Source organism: Aeromonas sp. QDB30 (assembly GCF_027707645.1).
Classification (GTDB): domain Bacteria; phylum Pseudomonadota; class Gammaproteobacteria; order Enterobacterales; family Aeromonadaceae; genus Aeromonas; species Aeromonas caviae.
On the sequence record NZ_JAPCIY010000083.1, the window covers coordinates 1 to 17,545 of the forward strand.

Annotated in this window: 16 protein-coding genes; 4 read left to right on the plus strand and 12 right to left on the minus strand. The window is 62.2% G+C overall.

The genetic code is table 11. The features are described from left to right. Nucleotides 1-261: 261 nt before the first annotated feature. On the plus strand, nt 262-1,155 hold the full coding sequence (locus PG896_RS18200; protein ID WP_010675306.1) for an EamA family transporter: 894 nt from the start codon (nt 262-264) through the stop codon (nt 1,153-1,155). 135 nt (nt 1,156-1,290) lie between these two features. Next, a complete protein-coding gene (locus PG896_RS18205; RefSeq protein WP_442866201.1) occupies nt 1,291-3,096 on the plus strand; it encodes an extracellular solute-binding protein in 1,806 nt (601 codons plus the stop codon). Between the two features lie 89 nt (nt 3,097-3,185). On the opposite strand, the gene PG896_RS18210 is transcribed toward PG896_RS18205, so the two are convergent. Beyond that, entirely contained in the window at nt 3,186-3,578 is a 393-nt protein-coding gene (locus PG896_RS18210) for a DUF2750 domain-containing protein (RefSeq protein WP_039040225.1), read from the minus strand. Between the two features lie 94 nt (nt 3,579-3,672). Further along, the gene (locus PG896_RS18215) at nt 3,673-4,221 is read right to left on the minus strand and encodes a hypothetical protein (RefSeq protein ID WP_045524136.1); all 549 of its coding nucleotides are present in this window, start codon (nt 4,219-4,221) and stop codon (nt 3,673-3,675) included. A gap of 246 nt (nt 4,222-4,467) precedes the next feature. Here PG896_RS18215 and PG896_RS18220 point away from each other — a divergent pair, with 246 nt between their 5' ends. Then, complete coding sequence (locus PG896_RS18220; RefSeq protein ID WP_010675310.1) at nt 4,468-4,716, plus strand: TIGR02647 family protein; 249 nt, start codon at nt 4,468-4,470, stop codon at nt 4,714-4,716. On the opposite strand, the gene PG896_RS18225 is transcribed toward PG896_RS18220, so the two are convergent. The 7 genes from PG896_RS18225 to PG896_RS18255 all read right to left on the minus strand — a co-directional run bounded on the left by PG896_RS18225 (nt 4,703) and on the right by PG896_RS18255 (nt 10,544). After that, a complete protein-coding gene (locus PG896_RS18225) occupies nt 4,703-5,014 on the minus strand; it encodes a hypothetical protein (RefSeq protein WP_103260431.1) in 312 nt (103 codons plus the stop codon). The genes PG896_RS18220 and PG896_RS18225 overlap by 14 nt on opposite strands. 77 nt (nt 5,015-5,091) lie before the next feature. After that, nucleotides 5,092-5,301 carry a cold-shock protein gene (locus tag PG896_RS18230; RefSeq protein WP_005302803.1) on the minus strand — a complete coding sequence of 70 codons (210 nt, stop codon included), beginning with the start codon at nt 5,299-5,301 and terminating at the stop codon, nt 5,092-5,094. Nucleotides 5,302-5,507: 206 nt separating this feature from the next. Continuing rightward, nucleotides 5,508-6,608 (minus strand): dihydrolipoamide acetyltransferase family protein, encoded by a 1,101-nt coding sequence (locus PG896_RS18235; protein WP_053288328.1) that lies wholly within the window; start codon nt 6,606-6,608, stop codon nt 5,508-5,510. Between the two features lie 94 nt (nt 6,609-6,702). Further along, nucleotides 6,703-7,689, minus strand: a complete 987-nt coding sequence (locus tag PG896_RS18240) for an alpha-ketoacid dehydrogenase subunit beta (RefSeq protein WP_052814703.1) — start codon at nt 7,687-7,689, stop codon at nt 6,703-6,705. Beyond that, entirely contained in the window at nt 7,686-8,774 is a 1,089-nt protein-coding gene (gene pdhA / locus PG896_RS18245; RefSeq protein WP_041214862.1) for a pyruvate dehydrogenase (acetyl-transferring) E1 component subunit alpha, read from the minus strand. The genes PG896_RS18240 and pdhA overlap by 4 nt, the downstream gene beginning before the upstream one ends. Nucleotides 8,775-9,045: 271 nt before the next feature. Next, nucleotides 9,046-10,065 (minus strand): succinylglutamate desuccinylase, encoded by a 1,020-nt coding sequence (gene astE / locus PG896_RS18250; RefSeq protein WP_041213176.1) that lies wholly within the window; start codon nt 10,063-10,065, stop codon nt 9,046-9,048. A 269-nt stretch (nt 10,066-10,334) separates the two neighbouring features. Continuing rightward, on the minus strand, nt 10,335-10,544 hold the full coding sequence (locus PG896_RS18255) for a DUF1127 domain-containing protein (RefSeq protein ID WP_010675316.1): 210 nt from the start codon (nt 10,542-10,544) through the stop codon (nt 10,335-10,337). Between the two features lie 530 nt (nt 10,545-11,074). Between PG896_RS18255 and PG896_RS18260 the strand changes: the two genes are divergently transcribed. Then, nucleotides 11,075-11,968 (plus strand): DNA replication terminus site-binding protein, encoded by an 894-nt coding sequence (locus PG896_RS18260; protein ID WP_103261376.1) that lies wholly within the window; start codon nt 11,075-11,077, stop codon nt 11,966-11,968. Nucleotides 11,969-12,049: 81 nt separating this feature from the next. Here PG896_RS18260 and PG896_RS18265 read toward each other — a convergent pair whose 3' ends face one another. From PG896_RS18265 to PG896_RS18275, 3 genes are all read right to left on the minus strand, one after another. Further along, nucleotides 12,050-15,886: a DEAD/DEAH box helicase gene (locus PG896_RS18265; RefSeq protein ID WP_270836046.1), complete on the minus strand. Its 3,837-nt coding sequence runs from the start codon at nt 15,884-15,886 to the stop codon at nt 12,050-12,052. Between the two features lie 214 nt (nt 15,887-16,100). After that, nucleotides 16,101-16,754 carry a YceH family protein gene (locus PG896_RS18270; RefSeq protein WP_113979110.1) on the minus strand — a complete coding sequence of 218 codons (654 nt, stop codon included), beginning with the start codon at nt 16,752-16,754 and terminating at the stop codon, nt 16,101-16,103. A 171-nt stretch (nt 16,755-16,925) separates the two neighbouring features. Further along, a complete protein-coding gene (locus PG896_RS18275; RefSeq protein WP_114522947.1) occupies nt 16,926-17,378 on the minus strand; it encodes a glycine zipper 2TM domain-containing protein in 453 nt (150 codons plus the stop codon). Nucleotides 17,379-17,545 lie beyond the last annotated feature (167 nt).

The window sequence follows — 17,545 nt, forward strand, 5'->3', positions numbered from 1 at the left end:
ACCAGCGGGGCTGACGCCCCGGCGAAATTCCCCTCCCACCTACGTCGGAGGGAGTCCCCTTTCGCATTTAAGATGGAATACCTCCGGTTAGCCATCGACGCCAACCCGTCAATCGGGGCGCTCACTTTTTAGCTTAGCCCGCCCGCGCTCGCCCGGTGTGCAGGTAGACACCTGCGCCCTTGACGGTGCCCACCCTGTAGCAGGTATGCTCGACCCCTTCGGCGCCCTGCCGTGCGGGCGCCGCTCAAACAAGGATGCCGCATGCAAACCAAGGACAAGTGTCTGGCCGCCCTGGTCATTCTCTGCTGGGGACTCAACTTCGTCGCCATCAAGTGGGGGCTGGAAGGCATCCCCCCACTGCTGCTGGGAGCACTGCGTTTCGTCGGAGTCGTCTTCCCGGCCATTCTGCTGGTCCCCAGGCCTGCCATGCCCTGGCGCTGGCTGCTGGCCTATGGCGGTGCGATCAGCCTGGGCCAGTTTGCCTTCCTGTTCTGCGCCATGAAATTCGGCATGCCCGCCGGCATGGCCTCCCTGGTGCTGCAATCCCAGGTGGTCTTCACCCTGCTGTTCGCCATGATCTGGCTCGGAGAGCGCTGGCAGCCCCACCACTGGGTGGCACTGCCGCTGGCGGGAGCAGGTCTTTATCTCATTGCCACCCATGGCGAGGGCAACCTCACCCTCATCGGGTTTGTGCTGACGCTGTGCGCAGCCGCCTGCTGGGGCCTTGGCAACGTCATCAATCGCCAGATAGGTCTGCGCTATCGCACCTCTCTGCCGAGCCTGGTCGCCTGGGGCGGGCTGGTGCCCATCCTGCCCTTCTTCGCGCTCTCCTGGCTGTTCGAGGGGCCCGAACTCATCGCAAGCAGCCTGCTCAACATCCGTTGGCAGGGCGTCTTGTGCGTGCTCTATCTCTCGTTTATCGCCACCTGGCTCGGTTATGGCCTGTGGGGGAGGCTGCTGATGCGCTATCCGGTGGCCCAGGTTGCCCCCCTCTCCCTGCTGGTGCCCTGTGTCGGCATGGTGGCCGCCGCCCTGCTGCTCGATGAACACCCCACTCCCCTGCAATGGCTGGGCTCGGGTCTGGTGTTGCTCGGCTTCGTGGTGCATCTGCTGGGGGGCAAGATGCGCTTCTTGAAGACCCAAACCGAGGATTGACCTCGCCCGGGAAACTTCCCATCATGGGTCAGGCCCTCTTGGGCCCACCCCGTTATTTCGGCAGGACGCCATCATCAGGAGAGCAAGGACATGCGTCATCCGTCATTTTCGATCATCCCCTCTTTACCAGGCATCATGCGGGTCACGGCCATGCTGCTCCCCTTCTGCTGGAGCCCGTTCGGCTGGAGTGCCACCCTGCCGGCAGATCTCAAATGGGAGAACAACGACACCGATCCCGTCTATGCAGACCCCGAGGCCAAGCGAGGCGGCACCTTCCGGGATTTCATGTCGAGCTTTCCGCTCACCTTGCGCAAATACGGACCGGATTCCAACGGCGGCTTTGCGGCCTACGTGCGCGAGACCAACCTGCCGCTCCTGAGCACCCATCCCGTGACGCGCAATCCCATCCCCATGCTGGCCAACCAGTGGGCTTTCGGCGCGGATAACAAGACGCTCTATTTTCGTATCAACCCCAAGGCCCGCTGGTCGGACGGCCAGCCCGTCACTGCGGATGACTGGGTCTTCACCCTCAAGATGATGCGCAGCAAGGAGATCAACGACCCCTGGTACAACAACTACTACAGCACCCAGATAAGCGAAGTGACCAAGTTTGACGATCACACCCTCGCCATCACCAGCGGCACCGAGAAGAGCCGGGAAGATCTGCTCGAAGCTCTCCCCTTCACCCCGGAGCCCAGCCACGCCATCAAGCTGACCGCCAACTGGGTCAAGGAGTACAACTGGAAGGTGCTGCCGGTCACCGGCCCCTACCAGATTGGCGAGCTCAGGAAGGGCAAGTCGGTGACCTTCGACCGGGTCAAGGATTGGTGGGGGAACGACGAGCGCTACTTCCAGCACCGCTTCAATCCGGATCGCATCGAGATCAAGGTGCTCAGGGATCAGAACATCGCCTGGCAGCACTTCCTGCGCGGTGAGCTCGACACCTTCCCCCTCGTGATGCCCAACTGGTGGCACGACAAGAGCAAGACCGCCGAATTCGAGAAGGGCTATATCGAGCGGCTCTGGTTCTACAACCAGACGCCTCAGCCCCCCATGGGGCTCTATCTCAACACCGCCGATCCCTTGCTGAGCAATCTCGACGTCAGACTCGGCATCCAGCACGCCCTCGCCCTGGACAAGATGATCGCGACCCTGCTGCGGGGGGACTACCAGCGTCTCAACACCTATGGCTCGGGCCAGGGTGATTTCACCAATACCGACCTCAAGGCGCGCCCCTTCGATCCCGCCCTTGCTCGCGAATTCTTTGCCAAGGCGGGCTTCACCAAGACCGGGCCGGATGGCATCTTGCGAAATGACAAGGACCAGCCCCTCTCCCTCAGCATCACCTACACCACGGCGGAACATGCCCAGCGTCTCACCCTGCTGCGGGAAGAGGCGAAAAAGGCGGGGCTCAACCTCGAGCTCAATCTGATGGATGCGTCTGCCGGCTTCAAATCCATGCTGGAGAAAAAACACCAGAGTGCCTGGATGGCCTGGAGCGGTGGTCGTTATCCCGCCTATTGGGAACACTTCCACAGGGTCAATGCCAACAAGCCCCAGACCAACAACATCATGAACATCGATGACGACAGGATCTCGGCCCTGGTGGAGCAATACGACAAGGCGTTCGATTTCGGCAAGAAGGCCGACCTCTCCCGCCAGATCCAGCAGCGACTCTATGAGCTAGCCAGCTTCGTCCCCGCCTATCAGGTGCCCTATACCCGGGCCGGCGCCTGGCGCTGGATACGCCTGCCCAAGGTGCCGGCAACACCCCAGAGCGACTTGCTCTACTGGCCCCTCGACGGCTCCAACTCGGGTTACAGCTTCGGCGGCCTGCTCTGGATTGACGAAGCGGCAAAGGCGCAGACCCGGGCCGCCATCAAAGGGGGGCAGACCTTCCCGCCAGTGACCATCACGGATACCACCTACCAGCAAAAATAGGGCAGCTGGCACCGTCAGCCCTAAAACAAAAGACCCCGCACATTGGCGGGGTCTTTGTTACAACCGGGATGGCACCAGGCAGAGGGCATTCAGCTGCGTTTGGCCTGCTTTTGCGCAATGGCGTCGGCGACGTCGGCCGGGTCCAGCACAATGCCTTCCTGATCCGGCGTCGGGAACACGGCCACGCAGAGATCATCCTGCTCCATGCCGTCCACCCAGCGATCCAGCCACACCTTGAGGGTGATGGACTGCGGCTTGCACTCGGCCCACTCCCCTTCGGCCCAGGCCTTGGCGTAGTCGGGATGCGGCCATACCGGGATGCAATCTTCCTCTTCGGTCGTCAGCATCATGACGCCGTGTTCGTCGGTCAGGACAAACAGCTCTTCGTGCTCGACCAGCTTGCTGATGAAGTGATCAAAGCGGTAATCGGCGTTCAGTTGCAGCGCGGCATTGCGCTCGGTGTCGCTAAGTTCATAGCTCATCGGTCAAGTCTCTCGTTCAATAAAGGGCGACATGTTCACATCTTGCCGACCCCTTGTCCAGCAGGAGTAATAGGTCATCCGTCTTTCCATCGCCTCACCCCAGCTCGGGGGTCAACAGCCGGAGTCCCGCGGTCTCACCCAGTCGCTCCCTCAGCCAATAGGCGGACTCCACCTCCACAAAGCAGAGCTGATCCCGCCCCGCAGCGACCCCCACCATGATCTGCTCAAGCCGTGCTTGCTGGGCGGCACTCCAGGCAGCAACCAGCTTGCCGCCATGGGCCTCGTCCACCACCTCACGGCGCAGCTCGAACAGGTTATCGGTGATCGGGCTGTTTATCTTGCTCGGGTGGCGCCAGTACATCTGCAGGTTGTCCAGCATCTCCTCATCGTAACTTGCCAGCGCATCGAGCTCCGGCGTCTCTTTGCTCTGGGCCGCGAATTCACACCAGCCTGCCGACAAGGTAGCCAGACTCTGGGCATCCTTGCCATGCTGACGCAGGGTTGTCACGTCTTCCCCACGAATGGCCGGCAGCCAGAGATCTCCTTGATGTTGCGCCAGGAGAGGGAGCAGCAAGGAGGGAGCATAAACAGGAAAACGGGGACCCAGAGAGTGCAGCAGAGAGACCAGAGTAACAGTGATCATGAGACGCGCCTTGAACAAGATGACCTGGCATCACGCCTGGTCATGAGGGTGAACGAGGGTGCCATTCTAGCATGTTTGCCTTGCTGGGGGCGTTTGCGTCCAGCCGGGCCGGTGATAGATAGCGTCCAAAAAAGCAGCGTTTGAACCAGAGCGGCCCCGATAAAGGCCAATTGTTTGAGCCAGCGCCCACTAAAGAGGCACCGGGGATGCTAGGTTGCATACATCTTTAGCGTAAGGAGTGCATCCATGAGTGGGATCAACCAGGTTTCTGACGATTTTGTGAATGAGCTGAAAATACTGGCGTGTTTTGATCCGGCCAACATGAGCCTGGGGATCAAGCTGCGCAGCGACATGTCGGAAGCGCTTTGCCAGGCGGCAGCGCGCCTGCACAGCCAGGGCCTGATCACCGCAGCAGATGGCGGCTATCTGACCCCTTTCGGCATGACCATGCTGGAGCATCTCCAACACCTGCTGGTCGCACTCAAGCCGAATTGAGCGGTTGTGGTGCCCAGAGCGAGAAGTTGAGCAACTCCCAGCGCTCTCCTTGTCGCAGCAGACAAGCAAACAGCAAAGGACCTTCGGGTCCTTTTATCTTGCCATCGACCAGCCACTCTCCCGCCCGTTTTGGCACCGGCTGTACCCTGATCTCATCGGGTTTCACCGCGTTTCCCAGACGAACATGTACAAACTGTTGACACACGGACACGGCATCATTCACCGCAGGATCCGGCGTTGGCGGGCTGGCCTGACCGGTCAACGCCACGGTCAGCAAGAGGGATGCGAGCAGGGTCATGACGCGTATTGATGAAGCCATGAAAACAAAAAGCCGTGGCACCAGAGGTACCACGGCTTTCTTAAATTCTGCAAGAATTACAGAGCAGTTACGTTCTCAGCCTGCGGGCCTTTTTGACCTTGGGTCACAGAGAACTGTACGCGCTGACCTTCAGCCAGGGTACGGAAGCCGTTACCTTGGATGGCGCTGAAGTGAACGAAAACGTCCGGGCCGTTTTCTTGCTGGATGAAGCCAAAACCTTTGGTTTCGTTGAAAAACTTAACGGTACCGGTGATCATGTTAGACATATCTTTAAACCTGTATTCAAAATAATTACTTATGCTTTTCAGCGGGTAAAGCTCAAAAAACGGGATTACTTATGAACAACAGGAAAAGATGTAAAACATCATATTCATTGACATAACTATCGCCCTTTCAAGCTGGTTGAGATTATACGTGCCTTTGTCGATTACGCAAACAAATTTGTACCCCGCCAGCGGCGGGGTACAGCGGTTTAGACCTGTGCCGACTCCAGTGCCTGGACCAAGGCTTTGAGGAAGCGAGCCGCCTCTCCACCGGTGCAGGCTCTGTGGTCAAACGTCATCGACAGGGGAAGTGCACGCACCGGGCGCGCCTCGCCGTGGATGAACACCACCTTCTCGAACAACTTGCCCGCTCCTATGATGGCCACCTGGGGTGGTGTGACGATGGGGCTGGCGTAACGGCCTGCGATGGCGCCAAAGTTGGTGAGGGTGATGGTTGCCCCCTGCAGCATTTCCCGCGGCACGGCACGGGCCTTCACATCGGCGATCATCCGATCCAGTCCCTGCCGTATGTCAGCCGAGTCCCGTTCAGCCACGTTCTCCATCACGGGCACATAGAGCCCATGCTTGGAGTCAACCGCGATGGCCACATTGACCTCCCTGAACAGACGCCGCGACAGGGTCTCTCCGTCAAACCACGCATTCATGGAGGGTTCGGCCCGACACGCCACGCCGATCGCCTTGATAAGGCGCACTGTCACATCTTCATCCGGGCGCCAGTGGCGCAAGTCCACTTCGTCGGTGATGCTCACCGGCACCACAGTCCGGTGCGAGAGCTCCATCGCCTTGGCCATGGCCCGGCGCGAGCCTTTCAGGAATTCGTTGCCGCTCTCCTGCTGGGCCTCGAACGCCTGCTGCACATCCTGCTCGGTCACCATGCCAGCGCTGCCGGTTCCCTTGACCTTGTCGATATCCAGCCCCAGTTTTTGCGCCAGCAGACGGACCGCTGGCATGGCTTGCACCAGCGTGCCGCCGGGCGCCATGGCCCCCACCACGAAATGATCCTCGATATGCTGCTGATGGGCGCTGACCTTGCCAACGACGGTGCCGTCATCCTCGCCCCCTTCAAACTCCACCAGCGGTGCCCCGATGTGGAGGATGTCCCCCTCCTGCCCGCACAATCTGGCGATGACCCCGGCCACCGGCGAGGGCACATCCACCAGCGCCTTGGCCGTCTCCACCGACAGCAGCACCTGATCTACCTGCACCGTATCACCGGCGCTCACCTTCCACTCGACGATCTCGGCCTCGGCCAGTCCTTCGCCCAGATCCGGCAATTTGAAAAATTTCATGACCTGCTCTCCCTCTGCTGGGACATCACCAAACATTGACAGACACCATGGAGCCCTGTGGCCCAGGCACTTGCGCATCCGTACCTGTCGCGCGTCATAGCCACTGGTTCTCCATCAGTTGCCGAGCTGCCTGCGCGATCTCCTGCTCGGTGATGAGGTAATACTCCTCGTTGCGATAGTAGGGGACGGCGGCATCCACGCCGGTGAGGCGTCTTGGCGGCGCCTTGAGGGCAGTCATCGCCTCTTCGGTCACCTGGGACACGATTTCGGCCCCCACCCCAAAACTGCCACAGGCTTCGTGTACTACCAGCAACCTCCCGGTCTTGCGTACCGAGGTCAGGATGCTCTCCATGTCCAGGGGTTTGATGGTGGCAAGATCCAGCACCTCGCACTGGATGTCCTGCTCCGCCAGCAGGTTCGCCGCCCGCATGACTTCCTGGATGCAGGCTCCCCAGGCCACCACAGTGATGTCCCGGCCGGGACGCAGGGTGAAGCAGACATCCAGCGGCAGGCCGATGCCGTCATCCACCACATCCGACTTCATGGAGCGATAGATGCGATCCGGCTCGAAGAACATCACGGGATCCGGATCCCGAATGGCCGACAGCAGCAGGCCGTAAGCCCGCTTCGGGCTCGAAGGGATAACGACCCGCAGCCCGGGGATATGGGCAAACAGGGCCTCGACGCTCTCGCTGTGGTGCTCGGGCGAATGGATGCCGGCACCATAGGGGGAGCGGTAAACGATGGGACAGGTGACGCGGCCACGGGTCCGGTTTCGCATCCGCGCCGCCTGGCAGATGATCTGCTCCATGCCCGGGAAGATGAAGCCCTGGAACTGGAATTCGGCCACGGGTTTGAGCCCCTGGGTCGCCATGCCCACCGCCACACCGGCGATGAGTCCTTCGGCCAGCGGCGTATCGATGACCCGCTTGAACCCGAATTTATCGCGAAGCCCCACGGTGGCGCGAAACACACCGCCGTTGACCCCCACATCCTCCCCCAGTACCACCACATCAGGATCGCGTGCCATCTCGTGGTGCAACGCCAGATTGATCGCTTCGAGCAGCGTGATATCGCTCATAGTCCCTCCCCGCTCTGCTGCATACCCTTGGCGATGATGCGCTGGCGCTGGGCAAGATAGGCCTTCGGCAGCTCGGCAAACTGGTAATCGAGCAGGGTCTCCGGCGCCTGGGGCGTGATGGCCTCGTAGGCGGCAACGGCGCGTTCCACTTCCCGGCCCGCCTCTGCCAGCAGCGCCTGTTCCTGCTGCTCGTCCCACCAACCCCGTTCAAACATGAACTGGCGCAGCCGCTTGACCGGTTCCCTGGCCCAGGCCGCTTCCACCTCGGCGCCGTCACGATAGCGAGTCGCATCATCGGCGGTGGTGTGATCCCCGAGCCGGTAGCTGACGGCTTCGATGAGCGTCGGCCCCTTGCCGCTGCGAGCCCGCTCGACGGCGGCGCGGGTCGCCTCATAGACCGCCACCACGTCATTGCCGTCCACCTGAAGGCTGCGCACCCCGGCTCCTATGCCCTTCTGGGCCAGGGTGGGCGCGCTCGACTGCAACTTGCGCGGCACCGAGATGGCCCACTGGTTGTTGTTGATGATCATCACCATGGGGAGATGCCAGACACCGGCACAGTTGAGCCCCTCGAGAAAGTCTCCCTTGGAGGTGCCGCCATCGCCGATGGTCACCACGGCGACCCTGGGCTGGTTGCGCAGCTTGAAGGCGGCCGCGATGCCGGCAGCATGGGTGATCTGGGTGGCGATGGGAACGCAGATGGGCAAGTCTTCCGACAACTCGCCATCGGCCTTGTAGAAGACACTGCCCCGTTCATCGCCGCCCCAATACTGCAGGTTCTGCTCCATGGGCACGCCCCTCACGTAGAGAGTGGGCATGTCCCGGTAGTAGGGCACATAGACATCCTCTGGCTGCATGGCGAGCCCGACCCCGATCCCCACCGCTTCCGCCCCGAGATGGGAAGGAAAGGTGCCGAGTTTGCCGGTTCGCTGCAGTGCTATCGCTTTCTTGTCGTAACTGCGCACCATCACCATGTTGCGGTAGAAGGTGTGCAGCATCGCCTTGTCCAGCCAGGTCGGCAGTGTCGCGACCGGGCGCCCCTCCTCATCGAGGTAACGAAGGAAGGGGATGTCGACATGGGTCATAACTGGCTCCTTGCCGTTGTCAGCGTCACCACCATGAGGTGACATTTAAAATGTAAACAACATGTTAATCAAAGGGCAACGAGATTCATCCAGGTAAGACCAGTAGAAACTTCTTTTATTTTCGAAGGTAATCGGAATTTTCGGCGAGCAGAAACAAAGAAGGGAGCCTGTTCAGGCTCCCTGTCATATCGAGTTCGGGATCACGCCCATCACCGCCATGCTGCTTGCCACCGCCCGTGGCGCAGGATCAGCATGACAAAAAGGCGTCAATTCACTCCCACAAACGGGTGGGTACCACCAGCAGCATGGTGCGCTGTCCGATGGCCACGTTGGCGTTGGGGAAGACCACCGCCTCCCGCGGTTTCTCTACCCTGTATTGCCGATCCCCATCTTCTGCCAGCACAAAACCCTGGGGAAATTCGGTGAAATTGTCCACATCGCTGGCAAACAGGAAGCGGAACTGCTCCGACTGCTTGTTGATCACCCGATCTATGGCAAAAAGGGTGAAGTCATCGGCTCGCCAGGGCTCGAGGGCCACCTCATCCCGGGTCACCAGCTCCTGCAATGTCTGGCGCACCTCGATGAAGCGGGTCATGTCGTTTTCACCGAAGGGCCGCACCTTGCCCAGCTCCACCGTAAAGGCATGGGCGCCGTGCTGGTGCGAGCTGTAATAGCTGAAGGTGGTGGTCGGGCCGCTCGAGAGCAGTATGGTGCGCACGCCGCAGGCACCGAGGAAACGTACCTGCTCCTTGCAGTGGGGGCGTTCGTGGGGGAAGGGATAGACGGCAAACTTCTCGTGGCGCGAGCCGCGAATGGCGGTATGCAGATCGTAGTGGTAACGGGGCCTGCCCGAGTCGGCAAAGAAGCGGCTCACATACTGCTCCAGACGCATGGCGCGGATGCGCTCCCGGTTGCACAGCCCCTCCCCCTTGCTGTGGGCGCCCGAGAAGAGGCGGTTCATGTTCTCTTCCACCTCCCTCACCCCCTGGTTCATGGCGGCGGGGTTGCCAAAGAGGAAGAGCACCCGGTGACGAACCTTGAGCTCCTCTGCGAGCAACCGGGTCAGCAACTGGTTGCAGATCTCGATGGGGGCGGTCTCGTTGCCGTGGATGCCGCAGGAGAGGACGATGTCCTTGTGCCCAGGTTGCCCCGCCTCGGAAGCGGGTTCCAGGCAGATCACGCCGGTATCCCACACGCTCACCCGGGTACCGTCGGTCAGATTGAAGGCGAAAGGCTCGAGCTGCCACTCATGGCGGCGCGTCAGGGCCAAAAAGTCATGCTGGGGAATCATCCGTCTCACCCTTTAGTCTGGAATGCCATGGCCGGATTATACGCAAGGCAACCGGGCTTAAAATCAGTTTTTAAACAAATTCAAACAGTAAGAATACAAAAGTGGCGAAAATGAGTGACAACTCATGCAACAGGATCAAGCGGGGGGAAACACGGGAGAGGGAAAGCGGTGAACGGGTATCGGCAGGTGAAGGCAGCATGCCTTCGGCAGACTGGTGGGCATCATGCCCCTGGTATCAGCAGAAAAACAAGGCATCCATGCCCGGCTGATCAACCACGCCAGAACGGCTTGGTGGTCTCTTGATAGCGGTCGGCTTCGTTCAGACCGATGTCCTTGAGCAGGTAGGCGGGCAGCTCGGAGAGCTGGCGACGGCTGCGGCTGCGTTCCAGCCAGGTCAGGACGGTCATCTTGACGCGAGCAACCAGATTCGATTCGCTGGAATGCTGGTAACCGGCTTCGGTATAAGTCATGTTGGCCATGATATGGCTCCTCTCTCTAGTTCTGCGCAAGGCTCGGATTTGATGCGCAAAGCTTAGTCAGGGCGGGGAAGTGCCTCAATTGACGAATTTTGATACATAACATTAGTAAAAGTAATGGTTGATATCGCTAAGGAAAGAGTCATAAACATATGATTTTAAAATGAAATAATGCTGAAACTTTCCCCCTGTCAGCCTGGCAGCATTTTCTCCTGCGCCACCCACTTCTAACTATGCACTTTCCCACGCTAGCTATGCACAGCACGACGGCGAGTCAGCAGGGTGCAAACTCTCGGCCACCAGAGTTTGTTAACAAATAGATCGCAAAAAGATCGTTATTTAACAAAAAGATACGAACAGGCAACCTGAACCGGATGCCCCCATGTCACCCCCATCGTCAGGGTGGCACCGGACACTTGGCACCCTGCCATCATACTGGTATGGTTATTTATACAGTGGTTTATCATGCTGCCTCCCCACGTTGTCCCAATACCATGCTGAACAGGGGAGCGGCACACACACAGGATCTGCCGATGGACACCTTTACCCCCACCGCCGCCCTGCGTCAACAGATGGCCCTGCTGGAGGCGTCGCTGGCACGCCTTGCCCGGCAACTGGGCCAGCTCGACCTGCTGGAGGCTCATGTCTATCCCCTCCCGGCCGTGGCCCAGGGGGAAGAGCATGAGCCCATCGAGGCCATCGAGGTGGGCTATCTCTCGGGCGAGGCGGCCCTGGCCGCCACCCTCGCCGCCTTTCAGGACCACAGCGCCCGCCCCGGCTGCTCCACCAAGGCGACCCACCGTCTGCCCGGCTGGCTGCGCTTTCCGGCCGCCTGCGCCAGGGAGCTGGCCCCCGTCATCGAGGAGATCAACGCGCACAAGCTCGCCTTCAAGGCCATGGTCCAGGCGGCGGGCGGGCGGGACGAGAAGTTCGAGCTGGTGCACGGTGCCCTGCCCGGCGTCATCACCCTGCAGGTCTATCGCAAGCTGACCTGGCTTCAGGGGGATCTCCATTCGCTGGGCTTCACCTGGGCCGACAAGCAGAGCATCAGCCGCCTCAGCCGGGAGCAGGTACTGGAGATGCTGGAGCGCAGCCGCCGGTATGTACCGGCGCTCTTTGACAACGAAGAGTGGAGCAAGATGGTGGATCAGGAGGTATACGACATTCGCCGCCTGCCGGCGGATGCCGGCCTGCGGATCCGCAGGCCGGTCAAGACCCACCCCATGATCAACCTGCTCTGGCAGGACAGGGAGCCCCGCAAGCAGCAGATCAAGGCGAGCCTTCCCCTGCTGCTCTGCTCCGATACCCAGCCGGCCGTCACCCATCTGGGCCACTACCCGCCCAAGCTGCGCCAGGCACGCCGGGATCGCAAGATTGGCGGTGACCCCATCATAGAGCGGCTGCACCTCTACCTCTATCAGGGGTAGTGCAGGCTCGGTACCGCCACAAACGACAAGGGGAGCATCACGGATGCTCCCCTTGTCACATCGGGCGACAGCCCATCGCCGTCAGCTCATCAGCAGTGCCCGCAGGCTCTCCACATCCAGCCCCTTCACCTCGGACTGGCCGCTCAGGAGGCCGTCGGCCAGTGCCCGCTTCTCGTCGTGCAGCGCCACTATCTTCTCCTCCACCGTCTGCTCGCACACCAGGCGATAGACGGTCACCGGCTGGGTCTGGCCCATGCGGTGCGCCCGATCGCTCGCCTGATCCTCCACCGCCGGGTTCCACCAGGGATCGAGGTGCAGCACGGTGTCGGCCTGGGTCAGGTTGAGGCCCGTGCCCCCCGCCTTGAGGCTGATGAGGAAGAGCGGCACCGTTTCGTGGCGAAAACGCAGGATGGACTCCTGACGGGACTTGGCCGAGCAGCCCCCATCCAGATAGCAGTAGTCCCACTGCCGCTGCTCGATACGGCTGCGCAGCAGGCTCAGCAGATCGACAAACTGGCTGAACACCAGCACCCGGTGGCCGCCGTCGATGGCTTCGTCCAGCAGCGCCATCGCCTCGTCCAGCTTGCTGCTGGTCTGGGACCACTCCGGCATCACCAGCTGGGGGGAGCAGCAGAGTCGGCGCAGCCGGGTCAGGCCGCTCAGCACATGCATCAGGGCACGGCCATCGGCACTTTGCACCTGCTGCACCACCTCGCGCCGGGTCGCCTCGTAGAGCTGACGCTCCTCGGGGGAGAGGCTGATGTGATGGATGATCTCGGTCTTGTCCGGCAGCTCCGTCAGCACCTGTTGCTTGAGGCGGCGCAGGATGAAGGGGCTGATCACCGCCCGCAGCATCGCCATGTGCTGGGGATCCTTGACCGCCTTGCCAAAGCGGCGCTTGAACTCCCCGAGGCTCCCGAGCAGGCCGGGGTTGATGAAGCTGAACAGGCTCCACAGCTCCCCCAGATGGTTCTCGATGGGGGTGCCGGAGAGGGCGAGGCGAAAATCCCCGTCGAGCTGGAACAGCAGCTTGGCGCGCTGGGTACCGGCATTCTTGATCTGCTGTGCCTCGTCCAGCACCATGCTCGACCAGCGGCGGGACTTGAGCGCCTGGGAGAGACTGCCGAGCATGCCGTAGTTGACCAGGACGATCTGTCCGGCCCTGGCCCCCTGGATCAGGGTCTCCCGCTCGGCGGGATGGTCGAACACCACCACCTCGAGCTCAGGGGCAAAGCGGGCCACCTCCTCCTGCCAGTTGGTGACCACTGACTTGGGCACCACCACCAGCGCCGGGCCCAGGTGCTGGCGCATGCGCAGCACGATGAGGGCCTGCAAGGTCTTGCCCAGGCCCATGTCATCGGCCAGACAGGCGCCAAAGCCGTGATGGGCCAGGGTCGCCATCCAGCGTACCCCTTCCTTCTGATAGTCCCGCAGCGCCGTCAGCAGCTCGGGGGGACAGCTCACCTCCTGCTGCCACTCCTGCTGAAGGTTCTGCCAGGCGGCATCCCCCTCGGTGGTGATGACGGAGAGCAGGCGGGCCAGTGGATAGGCCAGCTTGTTGTTGATGCGCTGCTCGTTGTCCAGCATGGCGCCGAGCACGGTGAGGCGTTCCACCAGCTTGTCGCTCAGCATCAGGCTGGTCTTCTCGTCGAGCTGCACCGTACGCTGGCCCGGGGTCAGCTGGCGCAGGATGAGGCGAAGATCGAGGATCTGGTGCTCGTCCAGCGAGAGCGCCCCCTCCACCTGGAACCAGTCCTGACGCCGCTCGATGCGCAGGCTCAGGGCCGCTTCATCGAGGCTCTTGAGGCGGGCGCTGTCCTGGTGCCAGTGCACCACCACACCGGCGTCCACCAGCTCGGGCAGGGCGTTGACCAGGGTGAGCGCCTGCTCCCCGTCCAGCTTCCACTCGTTGCCGGGCAGGCCGATGGGCAACTGGTTGCGAAGGCGCTGGGCATCCTCTTTCTCGGCAGCCAGATCCCGCTGCCAGTAGTGATACTCCCGGATACCCTGGCGCACGATGGCCTCCCCCTTGCCCAGAGGCAAGGGAGGCAGGTCCCCCTCCCGGGTCACCAGCTGGACCACGAGCTGCCCCTCCTGCCAGTCGAGCAGGACGGAAGGAACGCCGGGCCAGGGGGCCAGCTCGGCGTTGCCCCTGAGCCCCGCCACCTGGCTGTGCCAGGGAAGATCGGGGATCGCATCCAGCGTGCGTTGCAGCTCCTCGAGCCCGGCCGGCGGCAATGCCGGAATGGCCTCCAGGGCCGGTAATCTGTCCAGAAGTGCCTGCGGTGTCAGAATAAGCTGCCACAAATCCTGAGCCAGGGGGACGATATGCGCACCACGGGCGGCGGGAGCAGGATGTAGTCTGGCACTCATGCCCTCCCCGCTCTGTACCAGTTGCAGCAGGGGGGCGCTGACGGCCAGTTGCAGCTTCTGCCCCTTGGCATTGAAGAGGCGAGGATGGTTTGCCAGGGGCACCCAGGCATCCCGGGGCAGCTTGCCCATGTTGCGCGGCAGGGTGCGCACCAGTGCCCAGTCCGCCTCGTCCAGCAGGCTGGCGTACTGGGTGGAAAGCAGAGCCGGATCGACCCTTCGCCCGGCGGTCCACTCCCCCTTGGTGCTCTGCTTCTGGATCTTGCACTCAAGCTCAGGCCCCTCTGCGTGGAGCAGCCAGACCAGCCGCTCCTGGGGCTTGCGCACCCCGCTCGAGCGTCCCAACCCCTGCAGCCAGTTGAGCCAGCTTGCCGAGGCGGGGGCCTTGCCTTCCTCCTCGGTGGCATCCTCTTCCTCCCCTTGAGCAGGACGCAGCGCGCGCAGGGGCCAATGGGCGGCCTCCCGGCCCAGCAGGAGTCGCAGCAGATCCTGGCAGAAGGCCATCAGTCGATGCCGGGGCTCGGCGTCCAGCACGTGGGAGAGGTCCCACTTGTGCAAGATGGTCACCTGGGGGCTCTGCTCGCCGTGGCGCGCCAGGGCGCAGAGATCGAGCCAGAGATAGCCCCAGTGCAGCTCCTCCAGCGGCAGTTGCAGGGTATCGAACAGCCCCACCGCCTGACCGTGACGATCGCCCGCCCACTGTCCCAGCAGATCCGCCAGCAGGGGGGAGTGATGGCCCAGGCTGCGCTGCCACTTCTTGCGCTGTTCGCTCCCCTGCACGGGATCCGCCTGCTGCAACCAGCCGAGCCAGAGCAGGGCGCTGAACATCCGGGGCCAGGGCGACGCCTCTTGCCCCTGCCACTGGCCAAGCGCCCCCAGCAGCCGCTCGGCCAGGGGTTGCTCATCCCCCTGCTGCGCCAGTTGTTGCAGCGCAGGCCAGTGAGTGGTTACCTCGCCGCCAAAGGGGCCGCAGAGCCACTCCCATTCTCGGGCGCGAGCCTGGATCTGGCCAGAGAGCGCCGGGGAGCAGGAGGTGACCAGCGTTGCCAGCGGCCAGCCCTCGTCAGGCTCTGCGTCAAGCAGGGCCTGCAGGGCGAAGTGCTCGAGCAGCAGGGCCTGCCAGGCGGGGCTGGAGCCTGCCAGCAGGCGGGGAGCATCGGGGAGATCCAGCAGGCTCAGGAGCTCGGCACTCTGGTAATAGGCCGGGATCTGCCCCGCGTCTCCCAGACAGAGCTCGCGCACCACCTCCTGTGCCCGCTCCAGGCCCGTGACCGAGGGGATGCGGGACCACTTCGGCATGGGGCACTCCCCCGCGCGCACCGCCAGGATCAGGGTCAGGGTTCCCTCTGCCGTCAGACTCCACTGCTGCTCCGTTCGTTGACGGACAAGCCCCCACTGCTGCAACTGATCGAGGGTGTCGAGCAGCGCACGCCCGGGTGCGCCCGGGGCATAGAGGGTGTCTTGCAGGTAACGAGTGCTGGCGGCGCGCTGCAATTGCAGCTCGCACAGCAGGGCATGGCAATCTGAAGAGAGGGTGAAGGCTGACATCAGAACTCACGGGCAAGTGCAAAGGCGGAATTTTAACGGGAAAGCGGCGGCGGCTCGACCCTTAAGCGCGAAATAGTGCAAAAAAGCTGGCGCCTTTGATGGGTACGCGACAAGGCTGACAGGGCACTCGCCCCTGCCACCGGGCAACGGGCCGCAGGAGGGGCACGGTCATCAAAAAAGGCGCCGCAGCGCCTTCTGGAAACAGGTTGTTGGCTCAGCCTTCCAGCCGGGCCAGACGGGCTTCCAGTCCCTGCAACTGCCCCTTGAGGTGCTCGACCTCTTCTTCGAGCGCCGCCAGTCTGTCTGCCGCCGGTGACACAAGGTTGCCAGCGGGCGCCGCGTCGGCCAGTGCCTGCAGATCCACCTCGCCACTGAACAGGTGCGCGTAGCGGGATTCCCGCTTGCCCGGCTCCCGGGGCAACTTGACCACATAGGGCCCCCGCTCGACCAGCCCGGCCAGCACCGCATCCACCTCGGTCACATCGTCGAAGCTGCACAGCCGGTTGGTGCGCGAGCGCAGCTCACCCGGAGTCTGGGGGCCACGCAGCAAGAGCTCGCAGATGATGCCAAGCTCCTGGGCACTGAACTTCAGCTCGCCAAACTCGGTGTTGCAGAAACGGTGCTGATAGCGAGGCACCCGGGCATTGAAACCGGCAGTGTTGACCACCAGACGGCGGCGGATCAGTTCGTCGATGACGGCGCGGATATCCAGCTCGGCGAGCTCGAGCACGGGTTCGCGATTGCTCTTCTGGTTGCAGGCATTGACCAGTGCATTGAGAGAGAGAGGGTACTGATCCGGCGTGCAGATCTCTTTCTCTATCAGACAGCCGATCACGCGCGCCTCTAATGGGCCTAGTACTAACTCCATTTCAACCTCCCTTGCCAAACGTTAAGGCGGTTATCTTAGCCAAGGCACTCCGTGCGTCCAGCACTGAACCGCATTTTTGCGAGCCGAGGAAACCCTTGATGAAACATCGTACAATCCGGCCGCGGCAAGGGGGCAACACCATACCGTTTGGAGGCCAACACCAGGCAGCGCCTAGACGGACTTGTCGACCCGGGTATCCGTTCCCGTCGTCAGGATGCGAACCTTGTCCCCCTTGTTGAACGTGAGCGCGGGATCCTGATCCTGCTTCACGTTGAGCAGTTTTCCCGCCTCGGTCTTGATCAACAGCTCGACCGTCTGCTTGCCCTGCACACTCTGCTGGTTGCCCTGGCGGCGACGGGAGGCCTCGGCCCCCGCCACGGCCCCCACAGTAGTCGCGACTGTCTGGCCCGAGCCACCGCCAAACTGGCTGCCGACGGCAGCCCCCAGAGCGGCGGCTCCTATGGTGCGCAGTGGCCGTGCTCCACCCTGCTGGGGCGTCGCCTCCTGGGTCAGGATGCGGCTCTCTTGCACTGTGCCATATTCCACCTGGGCGCTGGTGCCCGCGAGGGCCGGTGTGCCCATCAGGATGAGCAGGCTGGTAACCATGGATGCAATCTTCTTCACGATGTCGACTCCGATGACGACTGAGACTCGATGGCGCCAGCACCGCGCTTGCGCGGCCCGCCATCTCCATTCGGGAGACTACACCGCCAACCGACATTCCGCACCTGATTTAGGAATAAATTTGCCGATAGCGCTCACCCAATACCTCCAAAATGATCTGCTGGTCT